Consider the following 20,056-nt stretch of genomic DNA (forward strand, 5'->3'; position numbering starts at 1 on the left):
GCTGCCCGGTAAGTCACATTGGACTTTGCCGGGCAGCCCCTTATTCACTTTCGGGACAGACCTTTCATTATTGCTCAGAAACGCTGGAACTCGACGGCTTCACATATGGAACAACAACCAGAATACCGGCTGTAACGGTATGCCCTTTATAAGTCGCCGTGATTTGTGTAACACCTTTGCTCACACCTGTAAGGACGCCGTACTTGTCAACCGTAACCACTTTAGGATTCTTGGAAGTGTACACGGCATCTGAAGAGACATTCGTGACCTTGCCATTCTGATCCGTGAACAGAGCTACGGTCTCAAATTGTTCTCCCACTAACAGGGAATAATCATCAGAATCAAGGTTGAACACGCCCGGTTCAGGCGTTCCTGGATCTGTGCCCCCGGATTTGACAACAACTTGTACCGTATTAAGTCCAGTTACAGGGACTTGTACAGCGCCAGCTTTCACACTAGCGGTTGCGAGTGTAAGGGCGTATTGGCCCGCAGTAGCGGATTGGAAGCTTACACTAGCAAGTTGATCTGAGCCAGTAAAAGTACCGCTCTTCAAACTTACTGAATAGTTCAGCTGCTTGTCCCCGTTCGGCGCATCGACAATATTCTGCGTAACCACCGCATTCTGGGGATCAGGAACTACTGCTGAGTTCAGCTTCACGGCATTCAGGGTCAAGTTCTTCGGATAAACAAGGCTGAAGGAGGCCGAGTTGGCTTTGGCTGTAGTAGCAAATTTAATTCCAACCTGGAATTCCGTGTTCGTCTTGACTTCCTGGGTCGCTGGATCAGCGAAGATCTTGGCCTGCTCCTGGTTCTTCTTCAGGGTGGCAAGCGGAGTCAGCAGACCATTGGAGGCTGCATCATACACATACACTTCATAGCTGTTGTCGATATCCGGATAGACAGGAACATTCACGCTGAAGTGTCCTTTGTCATCGACCACACCATCGGCTTGAGTATAAGTACCGCTAGGATCTGTGGTCAATACGGCGACGCCAATTACGTCAGAATACTTCACATTTGGAAGCACATTAAGGAGGGTATCTCCCAACACCTGTCCGGAGATGGTTCCTTTAGTTCCATCAGCTTCATTGATGACAAGCCCTGGCTGATCAATCTCAGCTTTCGGAGCTTCGCGGTCGACGACGAACGGCGCCCGTTCCTGATCAAGTCGTGAGTTCGTGTCATGGATAACCGGTGTCAGCCAGTAAAGCCCATCTTTGAGTGACTTTTCTTGGCCATGATCAGTGACTTTGGCATCCCAGTCGGGAAGCGTATACGTGTCTGGATTATGAACCGGGGCATGGCTAAGTCCGCTGTACAGGATGCCTTGATCTCCTTCTGTGTCACTGTTAACAACCAAATCGAAGTCTTTAATTGGATAGTTCACATTGAAGGAAACGTCGGTTGTATCGGCCAGATAATCTTTGTTCGGTGAGAAAATATCATTCGAGAAGGCGATATTATTAATTTCGCCAAGCTTATATGCATCTCCAACATATACGCTTGCCGGAAGACGAAGGGTATGGCCGTCCCCTTGTTTGACCAGGAGGACCTGACCTTCAAATTTGCTCTCCGGTGTTCCTTTAGGAATGGTGAGCTTCACCGTAAAGGTGGTCTGCTTCTGTCCAGGCTGCAGTGTGATCTGCTGGGTGGAGGAGACGAGAGAAGGAACGTTCTTGCCATCGGCACTCCATTTCACCTGTACATCATAGGTTTGCTTGGTATCCGCAATATTCTTCAGCGTAATCTCCTTCGTTACAGTGGAGCCGCCTGCCTGCTGTCCAAAGGACAGGCTTCCGGTCTGATACTCACTGTTCGTAGATCCCTGAAGCTCAATTGGCAGCTTCTCTTTGACCGAAGCGATCGCTTCTGCTGTCAAAGCATTGCTAAGATCAATCCGTCCCGCCCCTTGAAGCTGAACCGAATAAGGCGTTCCTGAGCGGTCATGAATCTCTACCGCATTATTGGTCAGCAGTGCCTTGATCTGTTCAGGATCCAGATGCTTCTCCTTGCGTTCGGACTTGAAACGCTCAATCAGAAGGGCTGCTGCTCCTGCCACGTGAGGGGCCGCCATGCTTGTCCCTTGCAGGGATTCATAGGCATTGCTGTAATCCCCGGTCCAGGAAGGAATGGATGAAGTAATAGCTACGCCTGGTGCTGTAATATCCGGCTTGATCGAATAGTCCGGAAGTGCAGGTCCGCGAGAGCTGAAATCCGCAAGCAGATCCTGTTCATGGACAGTACCGATATGGATTTTGTAATCCGATGCTTCAGCCTTCGCTTTCAGATTAAGTCCATCTTCCTTAGTGATGGTATACGTTGGCACATAATCGCCTTCACTGCCAAGGGTGGCTTGAATTTCACCTGGAACATTGTTGAAAATGATCACACCGGCAGCGCCCGCCGCTTTAGCATTTACAGCTTTATCATGGAAGGAAATTTCGCCGCGTGAGATCAGAGCGATCTTGCCTTTAACATCCACCCCGGCGAAGTCAGCTGGCTTGCCAAGACCTGCATAAGCAACTCCCCAGCCGTCCTTGTTATCCTTAAGCTCGGGCGAGTAGGTGGTCAAGTATGCATACAGATCACCAAGCTCAGCCGATTTGAAGATAGGGGTCTCACCAGGAGGGGTAGAAGCCCCAACGGAGATCGCGAGCTGGGAACCGCCCGGACTTCCGAGTGTCTCATCTCCCGGGCCTTCATTACCTGCGGATACGGCCACTTCGACTCCAGCCTTCACTGCATTATCTACGGCCACACTGTCCGCTGTATATTGATTGTTGAAGTCAGAGCCCAGAGAAAGGTTGATTACGTCATTGCCATCGGCAACCGCTTCCTCAATGCCGGCAACGACATTCTCGGTTGATCCGTTGCCATAAGGTCCAAGTACCCGGTAGACATACAGATCAGCTTCCGGCGCAACGCCTCGTGCCCATCCTTGTGTGCCCTGCGGATCATTTGGATTCCCTCGTCCCACGATCGTTCCGGATACATGTGTGCCATGTTCGGTATCGTAAGGTTTGCCGTCAACAGGAGGTTTGGTTGGATCTGGCTTCGTCTCGAAAGGATCCTTGTCATTATCTACGAAATCGTAGCCGCCTTTATAAGCTCCTTTAAGACTTGGATGATTATAGTCAACACCCGTGTCAATAACAGCTACTTTTACACCTTTACCTTTGTAGCCTTCATTCCACCACTTCGGAGCACCGATGTAAGGAATACTGTTATCCTCGGAGGGTCCTACTTCACCACCCGTGGATTCGACCGGAGTGGCATGATAGGTCAGGTTAGGAAATACAGCCTTCACCCCTGGCAGCTTGAGCAGGCCGTCTACCTGATTCGCGGGAAGTTCGACAGAATACCCGTTGAACACTTTGGAGTACTCTCTCTTAAATGTCAGTCCGCGCAGCGCCTGGGCAGCCGACTTAAAGGTATTATGCTCAATCCGCACCTTGCTCGTATGATCTGCCAGACTGGCCCCGGCAGACTGTTTCTCGAACACTTTGATCGGATCATTCTTCAGCTGCACAATCACCGTAGTCAGACTGCTGCTGTCACTTTCAGGAACGAAGTTTTGCGGTGAGGCAGAAGATTTCAGAAGAGGTGCGGCACTTGGAGTCAGCTCACCGCTGCGGGGAATATTCAGATTGGAACTCAATCTGGATTGGACCTTTAATTTGGATGCAGTCTGGGCATCTGCTGAAGCAGCGGATGCGAGGCCAGGAGAAGCTGCGCCAAGAACTAGGGATACACTAAGAACTCCGACCAGCCATTGCTGACGTGAAATAGGCTTCAAATGGTTTCCTCCTTCTCGATTTGGATGCTTGTCTAGTAGTTAAAAATGATAGATTGATGATACTAAGAGTTTACATATTTTTGACAGGAAACATATCCTACGGTTTAACTATGTTATTTGTTGAAGTCGAACCTGCGCGGAGGCGGCGGCTTTTCTCACATGCAGTCGAAAGATAGAGGAAGATTACAATCCGGATTGGAATTTAGATACAAAAGTAACTGGTTTCTTCCAAAATTAGCAATTTGTCATTCGATAGTCTTATAGACCAGCCTAGGGGAGAGGATACATGAACAAGGTAGGTTTTAGTTCATAAGCACTCGGGTAGAGGACAGGCATACCCGGGATAGACTGATGAAATATTTACCGGGGTAAATAAATAAATGAATTCAACGCCAAAATTAGACACTGGCTTTATAGTTTTTTCACGGATTAAAAGGTAAGATAGAGGATACAACTTTTTAAGTAAGTTATTCCAAGGCGGGAGGAATACCTGTTCCAACCGGCTCAAGTCAAATTATGGAGGGATGTCAAAATGGTACCCGAGCGCGTCACCCTTGTTACTTTGGGAACATTCTCTATGCCGAAGCTGAGAGCGTTTTACCGTGGAATTGGCTGGGAAGAAACACCTACTAGCAATGATCAGTACAGTGTGTTCACCACGGCGGGTGTGCTGCTGTCCCTTTATCCTTATGAAGAGTTGTTAAAGGATGCCGGGCTTCAGCTAACGGGCATTCAGCCAGTGGAGCCTGCCTTTAGAGGGATTACGCTTGCTATTAATGTGGAAGAACCCGAGCAAGTAGACGACATTATGGAGCAGGTCAGGAAAGCAGGAGCAAAGATTCTCCGTGAGCCTCACGAAGCATCTTGGGGAGGACGAACCGCGTACTTCGCCGACCCGGAGAATCATGTCTGGGAAGTGGCCTGGAATCCTTCCGCCTTATTTGATGAAAGCGGGGCTATGATCTCTTTCTGACCCTGTTCCCTTAGAATTTAGAAGAACGTCTGCCAAACTCACAGTTTGGAGGCGTTCTTTTTGCTTTGAATTAAGGGTCTATTTAAAGTCGTTGTCTTTTAATATAGGGGGTCCTACTATGGGGGTAGAAATACCAGAGCAGGCGATTAAATGAACAGATGAGGTGATGGGTAGTGAAAACAGTATCCGAATTGGAGCAGTGTCTAAGTGAGCCGTCTGCTGCGTTGGCCGCTGATCTGGCTAAGCTGGATGGCGATATCCTGATTCTTGGCGTCGGCGGAAAGATGGGACCAAGTCTGGCTAAATTGGCAAGGCGGGGAGCCGAGGCTGCTGGTGTGAAGAAGAAGATTATTGGTGTATCCAGGTTCTCATCAGGCACTTTGCAGAAGGAGCTTGAAGATTTCGGGATTGAGACTATTAGTGCGGACCTGCTGAGTGATCAGGCGCTGCGTGCACTGCCGGATGTGCCCAATGTCATCTATATGGCCGGGAACAAGTTCGGCACCACAGGAAAAGAGTATTTCACCTGGGCCATGAATGCCTATCTTCCCGGACGTGTTGCCGAGAAGTATCGCAATTCACGAATTGTATCCTTTTCCTCCGGTAATATTTATCCGCTGACTCCAGTATCCCTTGGTGGAGCATCGGAAGAGCATCCGGTTGGACCGATTGGGGAGTATGCGCAGTCTTGTCTGGGCCGGGAGCGTGTATTTGAATATTTTTCCAGAGAGAACGGTACCCCAGTTGTGAATTTCCGTCTGAATTATGCCATAGATTTACGATATGGAATCCTGCTTGAGGTTGCCAGTGCCGTGAACGAAGGTCGTCCCATTGATCTGGGAATGGGCCAAGTGAATGTAATCTGGCAGGGAGATGCCAATGAAATGGCGATCCGATCCCTATTGATCGGTGATTCCCCGGCCGTGACGCTTAATGTAACAGGTCCTGAAACCGTTTCCATTCGTTGGTTGGCAGAAAGATTCGGAGACGGCCTTGGCAAGCAGCCGATTTTTACGGGCGAGGAGCGGGACACGGCACTTCTGAGCAATGCTTCCAAATCGCATCAACTGTTCGGCTACCCTCGGGTATCGCTCCGGGAAATGATCGACTGGACACTGGAATGGGTGGCAAGGGGAGGTGAGACCCTGGGCAAACCTACACATTTCCAAGAAAGGACAGGTGCGTTCTAAATGGGAGAATCTCGTGAGCTAAGCGCTTCGGTCCAAAGCCTGCTGGAGAGAGGGACGGTTATCCCTGCACATCCCTTGGCGCTGAATCAAGACCGTAAGCTGGATGAGCGCCGGCAGCGGGCATTAACTCGCTATTACATGGCTTCCGGTGCAGGAGGGATCGCGGTTGCCGTGCACAGCACGCAGTTTGAAATACGTGACCCGGGCGTTGACCTGTTAGAGCCGGTCCTGCGTCTTGCGGCCGAAGAGGTGGAAGCTGCCGGGCTTAACCGTCCGCTGATCAAGGTAGCAGGCATATGCGGGCCAACCGATCAGGCACTTCGGGAGGCTGAGCTTGCTGTCAAATACAATTACGATCTTGGGCTTGTAAGCGTTGGCGGTCTGGGTGACTGGACTGAAGTTCAGCTGTTAAAGCGGGCCGAGGCGATTGCGGACATTATTCCGGTATTTGGATTCTATCTCCAGCCCGCAGTAGGAGGTAAGCCGCTCAGTTATTCCTTCTGGAGGGAGTTTGCGGAGATTCCGGGTGTTAAAGCCATCAAGATGGCTCCTTTCAACAGGTATCAGACTCTGGATGTCGTGCGGGCAGTCTGCATGTCGAGCCGAAAGGATGAAATTGTGCTGTATACGGGCAATGATGATAGCATCGTAGCCGATCTGCTTACTACCTACAGGTTCGAGGAAGAGGGGAGAACCATCGAGAAAGGAATTGCCGGAGGTTTGCTTGGGCACTGGGCCGTATGGACACGGACAGCCGTAGAGCTGTTTGATGAGATTCTGGAGCTTCGGGACAAAGGAGCCGCTATCCCGGCTGAACTGCTTCAACGGGGAGCCCAGATTACCGATTCCAATGCAGCCTTCTTCGATCCTTCTCACGGATTCCACGGATGTATTCCAGGCATCCATGAGGTTCTGCGCAGGCAGGGGCTTCTGGAAGGAAGATGGTGCCTGAATCCGGAAGAGGAACTATCGGAAGGACAAATGGAAGAGATCGACCGGGTATACCGGCAGTATCCACATCTGAACGATGATGCCTTTGTGAAGGCGCATCTTGAGGAATGGTTGAACCTATGAAATTCAGATCCGTATTCGACATTATTGGTCCGGCTATGATTGGGCCATCCAGCTCCCATACCGCCGGAGCAGCGCGAATCGGAAGGATGGCCCGCATGCTGTTTGGCAGGCCGCCGAAGAAGGCCGAGTTCGTGCTCTATGGTTCGTTTGCCGAAACGTATAGAGGCCATGGAACAGATGTGGCCCTGGTTGGCGGCATCCTGCAATTTGATACTTTTGATCCACGAATCAAGGATGCTCTCCTCATGGCGAAGGATTTGGATATTGATATCCTGATCTCAAAGGCAGACGATCCCGAGGAGCATCCGAATACGGTTAGAGTTATCCTGACGGATGATCAAGGAAGCTTGGAGATCAAGGGCATTTCTATAGGAGGAGGAAAGATCGAAGTCAAAGAAGCCGGAGGGTTCGCTGTGAATCTGACGGGAGATTACTGGACGATGCTGGTCTTCCACGAGGATCATTTCGGCATGATTGCCTCCATTGCCCAGGTTCTCGCTGATCACCAAATTAATATTGGAAGTATGCATATGTCTCGTAAAGGGAAGGGGCAGGAGGCTCTACTGCTGATTGAAACCGACCAGCCTATGGATGATGACGCAATGGGAAGCAAGATCGAGGCTTTTGCCCATGTACACGGGGTCCGCATTATAGCTCCTCTATAGACCACGCGAAAGGAGTGCAGCTGCCATGGAATTCAAGACAATCGAACAGTTGGTCCAGCTAGCAGTGCATGCCGGAGTCTCGATCTCTGAAGTCATGATCCGGGAGGAGATGGCGGCTTCTGATCATACCCGCGAACATGTGATCAGCCGGATGCTGGCTCATTTGGAGACCATGGAGCAGGCAGTCGAACGCGGACTCACCGAGGATATTCGTTCGCACAGTGGTCTGACAGGCGGGGAAGGCAAGAGGCTTCACGCTTATGCTGCAGGCGGAAATACGGTATCTGGCAGAAAAATGTTAAATGCCGTTAGCCGGGCTATTGCAACCAATGAAGTCAACGCTGCGATGGGCACGATTGTAGCGACCCCGACGGCTGGTGCCTGTGGCGTGATACCCGGATGTTTATTCGGGTTAGCGCCTGAGCTTGGGGTTAGCCGGGAGGAGATGGTTCGCTTCCTGTTCACCTCAGGAGCCATCGGGATGGTCATCGCGAACCAGTCTTTTATTTCAGGTGCTGCAGGCGGGTGCCAGGCTGAGGTTGGATCAGCTTCTGCGATGGCAGCTGGTGCTGTAGTTGAATTAGCTGGCGGCACGCCGGAACAGTCGGCCGAGGCTGTTGCCATAGCCTTGAAGAATACGCTCGGATTGGTGTGCGATCCCGTCGCGGGACTGGTCGAGGTACCTTGTGTAATGCGCAATGCCATGGGTGCAGCGAACGCACTGGTGGCTGCAGATTTGGCGCTGGCAGGGGTGAGGAGCGTGATCCCTGCCGACGAGGTAATTGCAGCTATGTACCGGATTGGTCAGGCGATGCCAAATACACTGAAGGAGACCGCCATGGGCGGGCTTGCTGACACGCCAACCGGCAGGAAGATCAAGGATCGATTATTTGGTGATCCGCCGCCCTCAGGATCAATCAGAGAGGAGTAGTCGAGCCAAGTGAATACTCAGAATAAGACCCATAGCCCACGATTCTACTGGTCACAAGAAGATAAGGAGTTTATCGTGTCCACCTGTCTCAGGAACTGGCCAGAAGAAGTCAAGGAAGTGCTGCACCGATCCAATTTGGCCTGTGAGAATACGTTTATCTTCACCCATCGATGGGATATGGAACGATGTACGGAACCCGTGAGCTTCCAGGACGAGATCAATTGGAATTATCGTCATCACGATGATTTGGAGTGGCTTGTCATGCTGAATCGTGCCAGATATATGAGCGAGCTCGGGCAGGCTTACTGGCTGACGAATGAAGATCGGTATGTGTCCGCGTATATCCGGCTGATGAAGGATTGGATCAGGCAGAATCCTCTTTCTCTTGAGGAGCTCGAGGCCAGCGCCGGCAGAGCCTTTAATGTGAAGGATACCTGGCGGAAGCTGGACAGCGGAATAAGGATTACACATTGGTTAAAAGGCTATTTCTGTGTCCGCTCCTCTCCGCTCTGGACAGAGGAGGAGGAGAATCTCTTCAAGGAAGCGGTACACCTGCATGGCATATACCTAAACCGTGCATATACTACTCATGACAGACAAAGCAACTGGGGATATCTCGAGACCAATGGCTTGTTCCAGTTGGCCCTGCTGTTCCCCGAGTTTGAAGAGTCTGCGGAGTGGCTCAAAACAGCGGCACATCGATTGTCTGAAATGGCCCCCATTCAGGTATTTGGTGACGGGATGCACAATGAGCAGTGCACGATGTATCACCACGAGGTTCTTCATTGCATCTTTGAATCCGTATGGCTCAGTGAGGTGAACGGGATTCAGCTTCCAGACCCGCTTCGGCAGACCTTGGACCGAATGTACACAGCTACACTTTCCTTTGTCCAGCCTGATGGGCATCAGCCTATGCTTGGAGATAGTGATGGAACGGATGTAAGGGATGTTCTTAGCCGGGGAGCCTGTCTTTACGGGCGTGGGGATCTGAAGAGCCAGGGCTACGAGCATCTGGATTATGAAGGCATTTGGTATTTCGGCAGTGACGGTTACCACCGTTATGAAGAACTGATAGCCGCGGAGCCCGCTTTCTGCTCCACTCTGCTGGAAGACAGCGGTTATATGTTCATGCGCAGTGATTGGTCACCTGACTCCAAATACTTACTCTTCGATGCAGGCCATATGGATGTAATTCGGGCACATGGCCATGACGATCTGCTTCATTTCAGCTTATCCGCCTACGGCCAAGAATTTCTGGTTGATCCGGGTCGCTGTACGTATATGGAGAACGAGGATCGGCGGTATTTCAAAGAGTCCCTGCAGCACAACACTATCTCAGTAGACGGCAGGACGATCTCGGAATATGTGGATTCATGGAGGTGGAAAGAGGAAGCCAATCCGCTCGGCAGCGTATGGCGAAGCAGCTCTTCATTTGACTATGCTGAAGCAGGTCACGATGGATATTGGAGACTTGGGCAGCCTGTTCAGATCAAGCGGCAGATTGTATTCATGAAGCCGGATTACTGGGTTGTAGTCGATACTCTTCGTTCTCATGGCGAGCATGAGTATGAGCTTCCCCTGCATTTTGCCGAGGGAATGACACTGACCGAGCTGCAGGATCCGAAGGAGATTATTGCTTCAGCCGAGCAGCATGGTTCTTGTGCTGGCCCCTCTCTGAGAATCATTCCCGTTACGCCGGTTCAAATCAGGTTTGAATCTTCGTGGGTGTCCAGAAATTATAACGAGAAGACCCCCGCTGTGAAAGCAGTACTTCAGCAATCCGGTCAGGGTGTGACCCGGTTCGTTACACTGTTCTATCCCGAGAGACCTGATGAACAGACCAGCCTTCAAGTAAGATATGGAAGCTGCGAGGACAGTTATGGCCGGCAGGTGGATACTGATTTGGCAACTGTGGTCGAAATTGTACGGGATGATACAGTGGATACCCTCCTCATTTCCCATCAGGGTCCGAAGGGATATCAGTTCGCAGGTGTCCACCTGACGGGCGAGGTCTTGGCCGTCCGCAAGAAGTCAAATAAACCTTTAGAAAGCTTGATCTTGAAAATATAATCTATTATTCACCCGCGGATAGAAGCTAGCTGCTTCTCCCGCATTGTTTGGCTCATTTATGGAAGCGCTTCATCTAACAGAATGGATTAATCTCCCATATTCTCGGCGCAAATTCGGTCTTATTAAGGACGTTGACCAATAAGAATGAACTGGGTAGTTTTATGAATATAAAAGAAAGTAATTGCTGACATCAGATGTGATTACTTTTGTTTATAAATTTGATTAAGGGGGCTTATCATGAAACATCTGGCATTCAAAAGGGGAGCTTTGATACTTGCTGTGCTTATGTTATCTTCCATCCTTTTGTCAGCATGCTCGGGAAGTACTAAGAAGGAGGAAGGTGAAGTTTCTCCTGGAGACAAAAAACAAGAACAGGTGGAATTGAGACTCGGCTACTATTCCTCTGCTCAGACCGACGCCAAGATGCAGGAGCTGGTCAAGAAGTTCCAGGATTCCCACCCGAACATCAAAGTGAAGACCGAATCCGCACCTTACGGACAGTTTTTCCAAAAGCTGGATACCCAGATTGCGGCAGGTAACGCACCCGATGTATGGCTGTCAGATGGGGTACTTGTCCCTAAATATGCTGAACGCGGAGCCCTTAAAGATCTTACCGACCTCATCGGCAAAGACTTGAAACATGATGACTACTACGGCCTGGATTTCAATAAAGACGTGAACGGCAAGTATTGGGGCGTACCACAGGGAATCCAGATTGGAGTTCTCTATTATAACAAAGACTTGTTCGATGCGGCCAAGGTTGCTTATCCGACTACGGACTGGACTTGGGATGATCTGAAGGCCGCAGCTGAGAAGCTTACGCTAGACACCAATGGTAAATATGCTACAGATGCGGCGTTCGATGGCAAGAAAGTGAAGCAGTATGGATTAACCTTCTTCAGTATTACGGAAGGCTGGATGCCTGTCCTGAAATCTTTTGGCGGCGGAGTTCTTGATCCAACTCTGCAAAAGTCGATTATTAACTCTCCGGAGAACAAGAAGGCGCTCGACTGGATCGTGGATGGTATGAATCGTCACCTGCTTCCAACTCCAGCTGATTTGAAGAGCTTCCAGAGCAATATGGCCCCATTCCCGAGTAAGGCAGCCGCCATGCGGATCGGGATCTACGCCCGGACGATGGATGCCAATAATGCAGGTCTGAACTATGATGTTACCCTGCTGCCAAAAGGTCCTGACGGCAAACGTTTCTCCCCGGTAATCGCTAACAGCTGGGTGATTAACAAGAAGGCAGAGAACCAAATTGGTGATGCGGCTTGGGAATGGGTGAAATTCTGGGCTACTACAGATGAAGCTCAGAAGGAATGGGCTTCACTTGGGGAGGCTGTACCCGTTAAGAAATCTGTTGCCAATTCCGATCAGTTCCTGAACGGCAAGCCAGCCAACAAGAAAGCATTCCTCGATAGCTTTGATTTTGCGGGTACCCTGGATGTTAATGCAGTATGGAGTGAGTGGGTAGGTAAATTCAATGACAGTATTAACCGTGCGTTCCAGGGCGAAATTCCGGTAGATCAGGCACTCAGCACCGCTGACAAAGATGTGCAGCAGGTACTTGACGAATTCTACAAGAAGAAATAACAGCTCTCCCGGAGCGGGTATAGGCGGTCCTGTCCACTTCATGTGACAGGGCTGCCCGTATCCATTTAGAAAGAAGACGCTATAGCATTTGTCCATATAACTCCACCGGTCTTCCGGCGCTGCCATGAAAGCCGGATCTCTGGAGAAAGTGAGGGGATCGTGATGGGAAATACGGAACTTGCGCATACGGAAGTCAAGAATGTGGTCCGCAAGCGTAGAAAGAAATTAAATTCCGACGGAAAATGGGGCCTTGTGATGGTCGCCCCCTATCTTGTTCACTTTGTTGTGTTTGTTCTCGGTTCGCTGCTAGCCTCCCTGTACTTCAGCTTCTCGGAATACGATATCCTTAACCCGCCGAAATGGACGGGGCTCGAGAATTATACGAAGCTGTTCAATGAGGAGATCTTCTGGAAGGCACTTGGAAATACGTTATATTTTGCAGTCCTGTTCGTTCCGCTTCAGACGATCTTTGCCCTGATTCTGGCGACGGCGCTTAATCAGAAGCTTAGAGGACTCAAGCTGTTCAGACTGGCCCACTTCCTCCCGGTTATTTCTTCCTGGACCGTTATTCTGTATGTGTCGGATGCGTTCTTCAATACGCGGTTTGGTCTGGCGAATGATTTCCTGAACCGGATGGGCCTTGAACCGCAGACATGGCTCCAGGATCCGCATCTGGTGATCCCGCTTCTGGTGCTCATTGCGGTTTGGAAAGGGATCGGCTACATTATGGTGATTTTCCTGGCAGGGCTGCAAAATGTGCCCTCGGACGTATACGAAGCCGCAGAGATTGATGGAGCCGGAACCTTCAGGAAATTCATGAATATCACAGTTCCTCTGATCTCGGGAACCACTTTTCTGGTTGTTGTGCTCAGTACGATCTCCACCTTCCAGGCATTTGAGCAGATCTATGTCATGACGGGTGGAGCACAGGATGCTACGGCTGCGGGCGGCCCTAACAATTCAAGCCTTGTGCTCATGATCTATCTGTACCGCGAAGGCTTCTCTTTCCTGAGGATGGGTTATGCTTCCGCGATCGCCTGGGTGCTGTTCGTGCTGCTGTTTATTCTTACGATCGTACAGGTCACCCTGCAGAAGAAGTGGGTGCACTATGAATAAGCGACGAGAACATTTGTGAGGGAGGTTGCCCCAGATGAATCGATATAAGCTCCGCAAATCCGTTAGTTATATCATCATTACGATCAGCTCGCTGATCATGTTCGTGCCATTCCTGTCGACAGTCTTCAATTCACTCAAGAATTATGCCCAGTACACGGCTGTTCCTCCGAAGTGGATTCCGAATCCGGTACAGTGGAGCAACTACAGCGAGGTATGGAAGCTGGGCCCGTTCGGACAGTATACGATGAACAGCGCGATTGTCACCGTACTATCTGTCATCGGAGCGCTGATCTCCTGCTCCATGGTGGCCTATGCTTTTGCGAGAATTGAGTTCCCGTTCCGGAATTCGCTGTTCATGGTGGTGCTGGGAACGATGATGATTCCACCTGTCGTTCTGATTATTCCCCAGTTCGTTATCTTCAAAAATCTGTCGATGCTTGATACGCTGACACCTCTATGGCTGCTTGAATGGCTCGCCCAGCCTTTTGGAATCTTCCTGATGCGCCAGGCTTTCCTTGCTATTCCGAAGGACTATGAGGAATCCGCCAAGCTGGACGGCTGCAATCCGTTCCAGATTTACTGGAGAATCTTCATGCCTATGTGCAAGCCGACCTTCGCCACACTTGCGGTATTCACCTTCATGACGAAATGGAATGAGATTCTGTCGCCGGCGATCTTCCTGACCTCCAAAGAGAACTTTACTCTCCCGATCGGGATTCTGTCTCTGGGTGGTCAATATAACGGGAGCGAGCAGTACGTGGTTGCCGCTGCAATGTTGAGTCTCGTGCCGATCCTGCTGGTGTTCCTGTTCGCGGAGAAATATTTTGTCCAGGGCAGCAATTCTGCAGGGATCAAGTAGAACTGAAGGGAGGAACACCCCATGAGCTACAAGGCAGCCATAATCGGTGGAGGTATTATTTCACGGAACCATCTGGATGCCATCCGCCAGTTGCCTGAGATGACGGCCGTTGCCGTGGCGGATCCCGATCTGTCGAAAGGTACCACACTCGCTCAGGAGTATGCCATAACTCCATATACGGATTACCGTGAAATGGTGCTGGTGGAAAAGCCGGATATCGTAGTCATTGCGGTCCCGCATTACCTGCACCGGGAGATCGCAGTCTGGTGCTGCTCCAAGGGCTGTCACCTCCTTCTTGAGAAGCCGATGGCTCTTAATGTGAAGGAGTGCGACGAGATTCTGGAAGCCGCGGAATCCGCCGGGATCACCCTCCTTGTCGGCCATACCCAGCACTACCTTCCTGCGAATATACAGGCGAAGAAGCTGATCCAGAGGGGCGAGCTTGGAGAGCTTATCGCCATCCAGGATACCCGCCATCTTCATTATTACAAGGACGACCGCCCCGACTGGTTCTTTGAGAAGGCCAAGTCGGGAGGAGGAATTATGATGAATCTGGGCGCCCACTCGATCGACAAAATCCAGTTTATTACCGGAAGCCGGGTTGCCCGTATCCGTGCAGCATTAAGTTACTACGGCTCTAAAGGCGATGTGGAAGGCAGCGGAATGGTCTTCCTGCAGACAACAGATGGCCTGTCCGCCACTATTGTTCAGTCTGGTTATGAAGGTGTATCCGTAGACACTACAGACCTGATCTTCACTCAAGGAATGGCCAGGCTTATCTCTGGAAAAGGACTGTGGATCTCGCGAAATGGACAGTATGAGCAGTCCCCGCTGGAGGTACAGGAAGACCCCTTTGTTCTCCAGTTCAGAGATTTACTCGAGGGGATCAATTCCGGACAGGAGCCGGAGAGCTCCGGTGCATACGCCAGAACCGTCATTGCGGCTATAGAAGCCATATATGCTTCGGATGCGCAAGGAGGGGAACAGTTCCTTGAAACAATCTAAATCTCCGGGGTGGAAGTACAGCATCTGCTCGACCGGACTGAAATCCAAGTCATTTCTTGAAGTGCTTGATGCGGCCCAGAGTCTCTCTCTGGACGGAGTAGAGCTGTGGTCTCAGCATCTTGAAGACTTCCTTGGCCAAGGTGGAACCTTGGAGGAGGCCCGGGAGCTTCTTATGGCCCGTGGGCTTCAAGTTCCAGCCATAGCCTCTTATGCGTATTTCTCCAAGAGTGCGGAGGATATTCGCGAAGATATGAACCAGATAGGCCGGGCAGCTGAGCTCGCACAGGGAGTAGGCAGCCCGCGAATCCGTACTTTTGCCGGGCATGTACCCTCAGCCCATGCCGGCGCAGAGGAATGGATCCAGACCATGAACGGACTCGGGGAGGCCTCAGCTCGTTGTGCCGATGCAGGAATCCGGCTTGCGGTCGAAATTCATAACAACACGTATGTTGACCGTCTTGACCGGATCAGGGCACTCACCCAGGAGACCGGGTCCGCAAGTGTAGAGCTGATCTATGATCCTTTTAACCTTTATGTCGATCGGCAGGATCCCATGCCTGTGCTTACAGAGCTTTACCCCTGGATATCTCACGTGCACTTCAAGAATTACCTCTGGGATCACCAGAATTGGAACCTTAGTGAGCCTGTTCCAGTGCTTCAAGGGGATTGCGAGCATAGACACCTGATCGCTCACCTGCTTGCGTCTGGATATGATGGATACATTTCGTTTGAGTATTTTGGAGATTCATGCCTTAGTCTGGCCCGTCGTTCTCTCGCAGAAATTCAGACTTACCTGCACCATGTTCTTTCGTAAATAGGCATGGAGGTGATCAGCATGACCCTGAATTTAAAAGTCGCCGTAATTGGTCCACAGGATTTAGTACAGGCGGTAATGGAGCTTGGGTCGAAGTATGAGGGTCTAACGATGATTCCAGCAGCGTACCAGCACGAGAAGGACACCCTTCAGCTTGCTGCAGAGGTGGGAACCTTGGCGGATATTCTTCTGTTCACTGGTCCCATCCCCTATCAGATTGCCCTGGGATTAATCAAAGATAAACCGATGGTTCACGTACAATACTCGGGTACAGCGCTATACAAAGTGCTCTTCGATTTCATTCGAGATGAAGTTCTTCATCTGGGTGATAACGGGCTTAAGATCAGCGTGGATGTCCTCGATCGGGAGGAAATTGAGGAGCGGCTAACGGAAATCGGCATAACTGAATACGAGCTTTATGTAAAAACCTATTCAGTGGGCATTGAGACCGAGGAATTGGTTTCTTTTCACCATCAGCTCTGGAAAGAAGGCAAGGTAAAAGTCACGGTTACCTCGGTTACCTCGGTATATGAGCGTCTCAAGCAGCTCGGTGTTCCTGTGTACAGAGTGATTCCAACGCTTTCCTCCATCAGGGACACCCTGAACCGGGCTTTGCTTGAAGCCAAGAGCCTCAAGTTCAGCAGCTCCCAGATTGCAGTAGGAATTATGAACATTGATAATTTTATGAAGGTTTCCAAGGAAGTTGCCTCCGAATATGAGCTTCAGCGCAAAAAACTTGTGCTGCAGCAGATCCTGCTGGATTACGGAGAAGAGACACAGGCTTTAATCAAGTGGACTGATGGGGATGAAGTCTCCTTCATTACGACAAGGGGTATTATTGAGCAGACGACGAGGAAGTTCCAGGAGGCACCGCTCTTGCTGGAAATTATGGAGAAGCTTCAGTGGAAAGCCAGCATCGGAATCGGAATTGGCCGAACCGCCAATGAAGCCGAAGGCAAGGCAAGAGAGGCCCTGCTTAAAGCGAAGCTGAGCGGAGGCGGGAACTGCTTCCTGATCATGCAGGATGGTCTTGTGTATGGACCTATGGGCTCGGAGCTGATTTTGGAATATTCAGTGCGCAGCGAGGATCCGCAGCTTCTGTCCATTGCCAAGAAGGTAGGCCTCAGTGTTGGCACGATCAACAAGCTGCAGTCGTTCTGCAACCGGCTTGGGACGACCACGTTCACGGCTTCCCAGCTGGCTGAAGGCTTCGGCATAACTCTGCGCAGTGCACGCCGGATCATGGCTGTGCTGGAGAAGTTCGAGATTGCCCGTATTGTAGGGGAGGAGCAGCCGGCAGGACGCGGCAGACCCCGTCAAATTTATCACATTACCTTGGAAGGAGCCGGCCATGAATAAAGAGAGCATTTGGACAAAAGCCCTGTCACTAAGTGAAGATCTCACGGCCATTCGCCGTCATTTGCATCAATATCCGGAGCTAGGCTTTGAAGAAGTGCTGACCTCGGCCTATGTGGCAGGCGAGCTTGGCAAGCTGGGTCTGGCTGTGCAGACCGGGCTTGCCGGTACGGGCATCGTGGCGCTGCTCGAAGGAAGCAGGCCCGGCCCGGTTGTTGCGCTTCGCGCCGACATGGATGCCCTCCCACTTCAGGAGCAGACGGGACTGCCCTTCGCTTCCCTGCATGAAGGGCGGATGCATGCCTGCGGCCATGATGGGCATATGGCGATGCTGCTGGGCGCAGCCCGAATCTTGACCGGCCTTCGCGAAGAGCTGGCGGGGGCGGTGAAGTTTATTTTTCAGCCGGCAGAGGAAATGCTGGGCGGAGCCCGGCATATGATTAAAGCGGGGGCACTGGAGTCGCCCCGGGTAGATGCGATTGTCGGCCTTCACTTGTGGCCGGATCTGCCGACCGGCCATTTCGGCCTGCGGCCCGGCACCATTATGGCAAGCATGGACCATGTGAACATCACGGTCCATGGGACTGCCGGGCATGGCGCCGCTCCGCATCAGGGCGTCGACGCGATTCTGGTCGCGGCGCATGTGATGACCGCGCTGCAGTCGTTGATCAGCCGGGAGAGTGATCCGGCAGAGCCTGTGGTGCTCAGCATGGGTTCCATCCATGGTGGAAGCCTGCCGAACATTATTGCCGATCGGGTGGAGATTAAAGGCACGGTTCGTGCGGTTCGAGAAGATACGCGCCAGCGTATGGCCAAGCGAATTCAGGAGCTCGCCTGCAGCGTGGCGGCGGGAATGAATGGGCGTGCTGAGGTCAGCTACATTTATGGTTATCCGCCAACGGTGAACGATCCGAAGCTGATTCTGTGGGCAGAAGAGACATTGAGTAAAGCACCTGATGAGGTTGCGATTGTTCAGATGCAGCATTCGCAGATGACAAGTGAGGACATGGCCTATTATATGGACATGGTACCGGGGGCCTTTCTGCTCGTGGGTGCCGGAGGCAGCGGGCGAGGTGAATTTCCGCTTCATCATCCCCGAATGACGATTGACGAGAAGGCTCTAATACATGGCGCGGCGTTTCTGGCAGATTTTACACTCAGGATCATGGATGAATTACAATCGAGTCAAATTCCAGGTGAATAATTCCAATTGATAACTCTATGTAAAATTCCTCCTAAGGGACAGGAGACTGCAAGCAAAGTGTGGAATAGAGTCTTCAAGGACCTTGATCACATACAGGGGGTTGAAGATGATGAATGGGCCTATCTTACCGGCGAGGCCGCTAATCGGCAAAGAGACGGTATCCCGGATTGAAGCGGATTATGACCGTTTCCGGGAAGGCATGCCAGATCAGGTTGAACAATATATTTTGGATCGCTATGGAGTAGATGTCTCATCACGGTATGGTGCTGCGTCCATAAGGAACCCTTTTGGCAAAGCATCTGGACAGCTGTCGGTTAATTTGGAGCAAGTAAAGGCGGATACGAAAGCCGGGCTAGGATTTGTTGTCCTGAAGACCGTCATTGCCGAGAACCAGTATGGGAGCAGGTCTATGAAGGAGTGGGCGGTGAAGGAGACCCGGATGGTGGTGAATCAGATCACCGGCAAGGAGACGGGTGAGCTTGGATGGAATGTGACCTGGAGGGGAAGAGGATGGTATGGCAGCTTGAAAGCCTATCTGGATTTCTTCAGGGCCGCCCTGGCAGAAGGAAGAACCCGCGGAACCGTTATTGTTCCCTCATGTAAATATCACCTGCCAAGCCAAAGCGATCCCGGTTATCAGCTTGATGAATATCGGTATACAACTCAGATGTTATATAAAGTATGGAAGGAAGCCGGGGAGCCTGGACCGCTCCAAATGGAGAAGGATTTCAGTCCTACGGTAGCGGGTTCCGGTCTGGCCAGTCAAAAGTACACGGTGCTTGAGTGGTTAAGACAAGTCCCTTATCTAATCAAAACCTCGGTTCCCGAGAGTGATATTCAGCTTGGTATCAAGCTGATGAACACGATGTTCGATGACCGCTTTCAGCTGGAATCGGTCCGCACCCTTCTGGAAGAAGGCCGGGCCAGGCCGGATTATGTGGTGTATGCGAATCGGTTGTACGATTCACATCTTAAATTTCTCGGCAAGGAGGGAGCAGCCTATGGGGGACCGGATCTGAGTACGCGTAATCTCAGGATTCTTTCAAGGCTGCGAAAGCTGGAAATTCAGGGTAAGCTGAGAAGTCCTATCCCTCCGATATCGGGGACAGGGAATGTGCATTCCGGTAAGATGGCCGCGGAATATGCGCTTCGGGGCGCGGAAAGTGTGCAAATGCATACGATATTCCAGCGGCCGAACTCAGCCTTTGGAATGCGCACGGGAAGCAAGACGGAGCGGGCGCTTCATGAGCTCTATTTTCACCCCGCAGAGGGATTGATTACCTGGATGCTGCATCTGAAAGAACACCAGGAGATTGATTGTCCGGATGGAATTATCCGGTTTAGAGATTTGGCTTCCTGGTACAGGAACAAAGGAAGGGAATACTTTCTGTACATGGTATAGGAGGA

Annotated in this window: 15 protein-coding genes; 14 read left to right on the plus strand and 1 reads right to left on the minus strand. The window is 51.2% G+C overall.

Annotated features, from left to right (window positions below; translation table 11 throughout):
* Positions 1 to 67: 67 nt before the first annotated feature.
* Positions 68 to 3,796 (minus strand): S8 family serine peptidase, encoded by a 3,729-nt coding sequence (locus EJP77_RS21005; RefSeq protein ID WP_127199813.1) that lies wholly within the window; start codon positions 3,794 to 3,796, stop codon positions 68 to 70.
* 532 nt (positions 3,797 to 4,328) lie between these two features.
* Between EJP77_RS21005 and EJP77_RS13720 the strand changes: the two genes are divergently transcribed.
* The 14 genes from EJP77_RS13720 to EJP77_RS13785 all read left to right on the plus strand — a co-directional run bounded on the left by EJP77_RS13720 (position 4,329) and on the right by EJP77_RS13785 (position 20,051).
* Positions 4,329 to 4,769 (plus strand): VOC family protein, encoded by a 441-nt coding sequence (locus EJP77_RS13720; protein ID WP_127199814.1) that lies wholly within the window; start codon positions 4,329 to 4,331, stop codon positions 4,767 to 4,769.
* A gap of 173 nt (positions 4,770 to 4,942) precedes the next feature.
* Positions 4,943 to 5,959 carry an NAD-dependent epimerase/dehydratase family protein gene (locus tag EJP77_RS13725; RefSeq protein WP_127199815.1) on the plus strand — a complete coding sequence of 339 codons (1,017 nt, stop codon included), beginning with the start codon at positions 4,943 to 4,945 and terminating at the stop codon, positions 5,957 to 5,959.
* Positions 5,960 to 7,033: a dihydrodipicolinate synthase family protein gene (locus EJP77_RS13730; RefSeq protein WP_127199816.1), complete on the plus strand. Its 1,074-nt coding sequence runs from the start codon at positions 5,960 to 5,962 to the stop codon at positions 7,031 to 7,033.
* Complete coding sequence (gene sdaAB / locus EJP77_RS13735) at positions 7,030 to 7,698, plus strand: L-serine ammonia-lyase, iron-sulfur-dependent subunit beta (protein ID WP_127199817.1); 669 nt, start codon at positions 7,030 to 7,032, stop codon at positions 7,696 to 7,698. The genes EJP77_RS13730 and sdaAB overlap by 4 nt, the downstream gene beginning before the upstream one ends.
* Positions 7,699 to 7,723: 25 nt before the next feature.
* On the plus strand, positions 7,724 to 8,629 hold the full coding sequence (gene sdaAA, locus EJP77_RS13740) for an L-serine ammonia-lyase, iron-sulfur-dependent, subunit alpha (RefSeq protein ID WP_127199818.1): 906 nt from the start codon (positions 7,724 to 7,726) through the stop codon (positions 8,627 to 8,629).
* Between the two features lie 9 nt (positions 8,630 to 8,638).
* On the plus strand, positions 8,639 to 10,699 hold the full coding sequence (locus EJP77_RS13745) for an alginate lyase family protein (protein WP_127199819.1): 2,061 nt from the start codon (positions 8,639 to 8,641) through the stop codon (positions 10,697 to 10,699).
* A gap of 237 nt (positions 10,700 to 10,936) precedes the next feature.
* Positions 10,937 to 12,295, plus strand: a complete 1,359-nt coding sequence (locus EJP77_RS13750) for an ABC transporter substrate-binding protein (protein WP_127199820.1) — start codon at positions 10,937 to 10,939, stop codon at positions 12,293 to 12,295.
* 162 nt (positions 12,296 to 12,457) lie between these two features.
* The gene (locus EJP77_RS13755) at positions 12,458 to 13,411 is read left to right on the plus strand and encodes a carbohydrate ABC transporter permease (protein ID WP_127199821.1); all 954 of its coding nucleotides are present in this window, start codon (positions 12,458 to 12,460) and stop codon (positions 13,409 to 13,411) included.
* A 34-nt stretch (positions 13,412 to 13,445) separates the two neighbouring features.
* The gene (locus tag EJP77_RS13760) at positions 13,446 to 14,270 is read left to right on the plus strand and encodes a carbohydrate ABC transporter permease (protein WP_127199822.1); all 825 of its coding nucleotides are present in this window, start codon (positions 13,446 to 13,448) and stop codon (positions 14,268 to 14,270) included.
* Positions 14,271 to 14,291: 21 nt separating this feature from the next.
* A complete protein-coding gene (locus EJP77_RS13765) occupies positions 14,292 to 15,275 on the plus strand; it encodes a Gfo/Idh/MocA family protein (protein WP_127199823.1) in 984 nt (327 codons plus the stop codon).
* Positions 15,262 to 16,089 (plus strand): sugar phosphate isomerase/epimerase family protein, encoded by an 828-nt coding sequence (locus tag EJP77_RS13770; RefSeq protein WP_185897344.1) that lies wholly within the window; start codon positions 15,262 to 15,264, stop codon positions 16,087 to 16,089. The genes EJP77_RS13765 and EJP77_RS13770 overlap by 14 nt, the downstream gene beginning before the upstream one ends.
* Before the next feature lie 21 nt (positions 16,090 to 16,110).
* The gene (locus tag EJP77_RS13775) at positions 16,111 to 17,448 is read left to right on the plus strand and encodes a helix-turn-helix domain-containing protein (RefSeq protein WP_127199825.1); all 1,338 of its coding nucleotides are present in this window, start codon (positions 16,111 to 16,113) and stop codon (positions 17,446 to 17,448) included.
* Positions 17,441 to 18,649 carry a M20 metallopeptidase family protein gene (locus tag EJP77_RS13780; protein ID WP_127199826.1) on the plus strand — a complete coding sequence of 403 codons (1,209 nt, stop codon included), beginning with the start codon at positions 17,441 to 17,443 and terminating at the stop codon, positions 18,647 to 18,649. Before EJP77_RS13775 ends, EJP77_RS13780 begins: the two co-directional genes overlap by 8 nt.
* A 106-nt stretch (positions 18,650 to 18,755) precedes the next feature.
* A complete protein-coding gene (locus tag EJP77_RS13785) occupies positions 18,756 to 20,051 on the plus strand; it encodes a beta/alpha barrel domain-containing protein (protein ID WP_127199827.1) in 1,296 nt (431 codons plus the stop codon).
* Positions 20,052 to 20,056 lie beyond the last annotated feature (5 nt).

Source organism: Paenibacillus zeisoli (genome assembly GCF_003994465.1).
Classification (GTDB): Bacteria; Bacillota; Bacilli; order Paenibacillales; family Paenibacillaceae; genus Fontibacillus; species Fontibacillus zeisoli.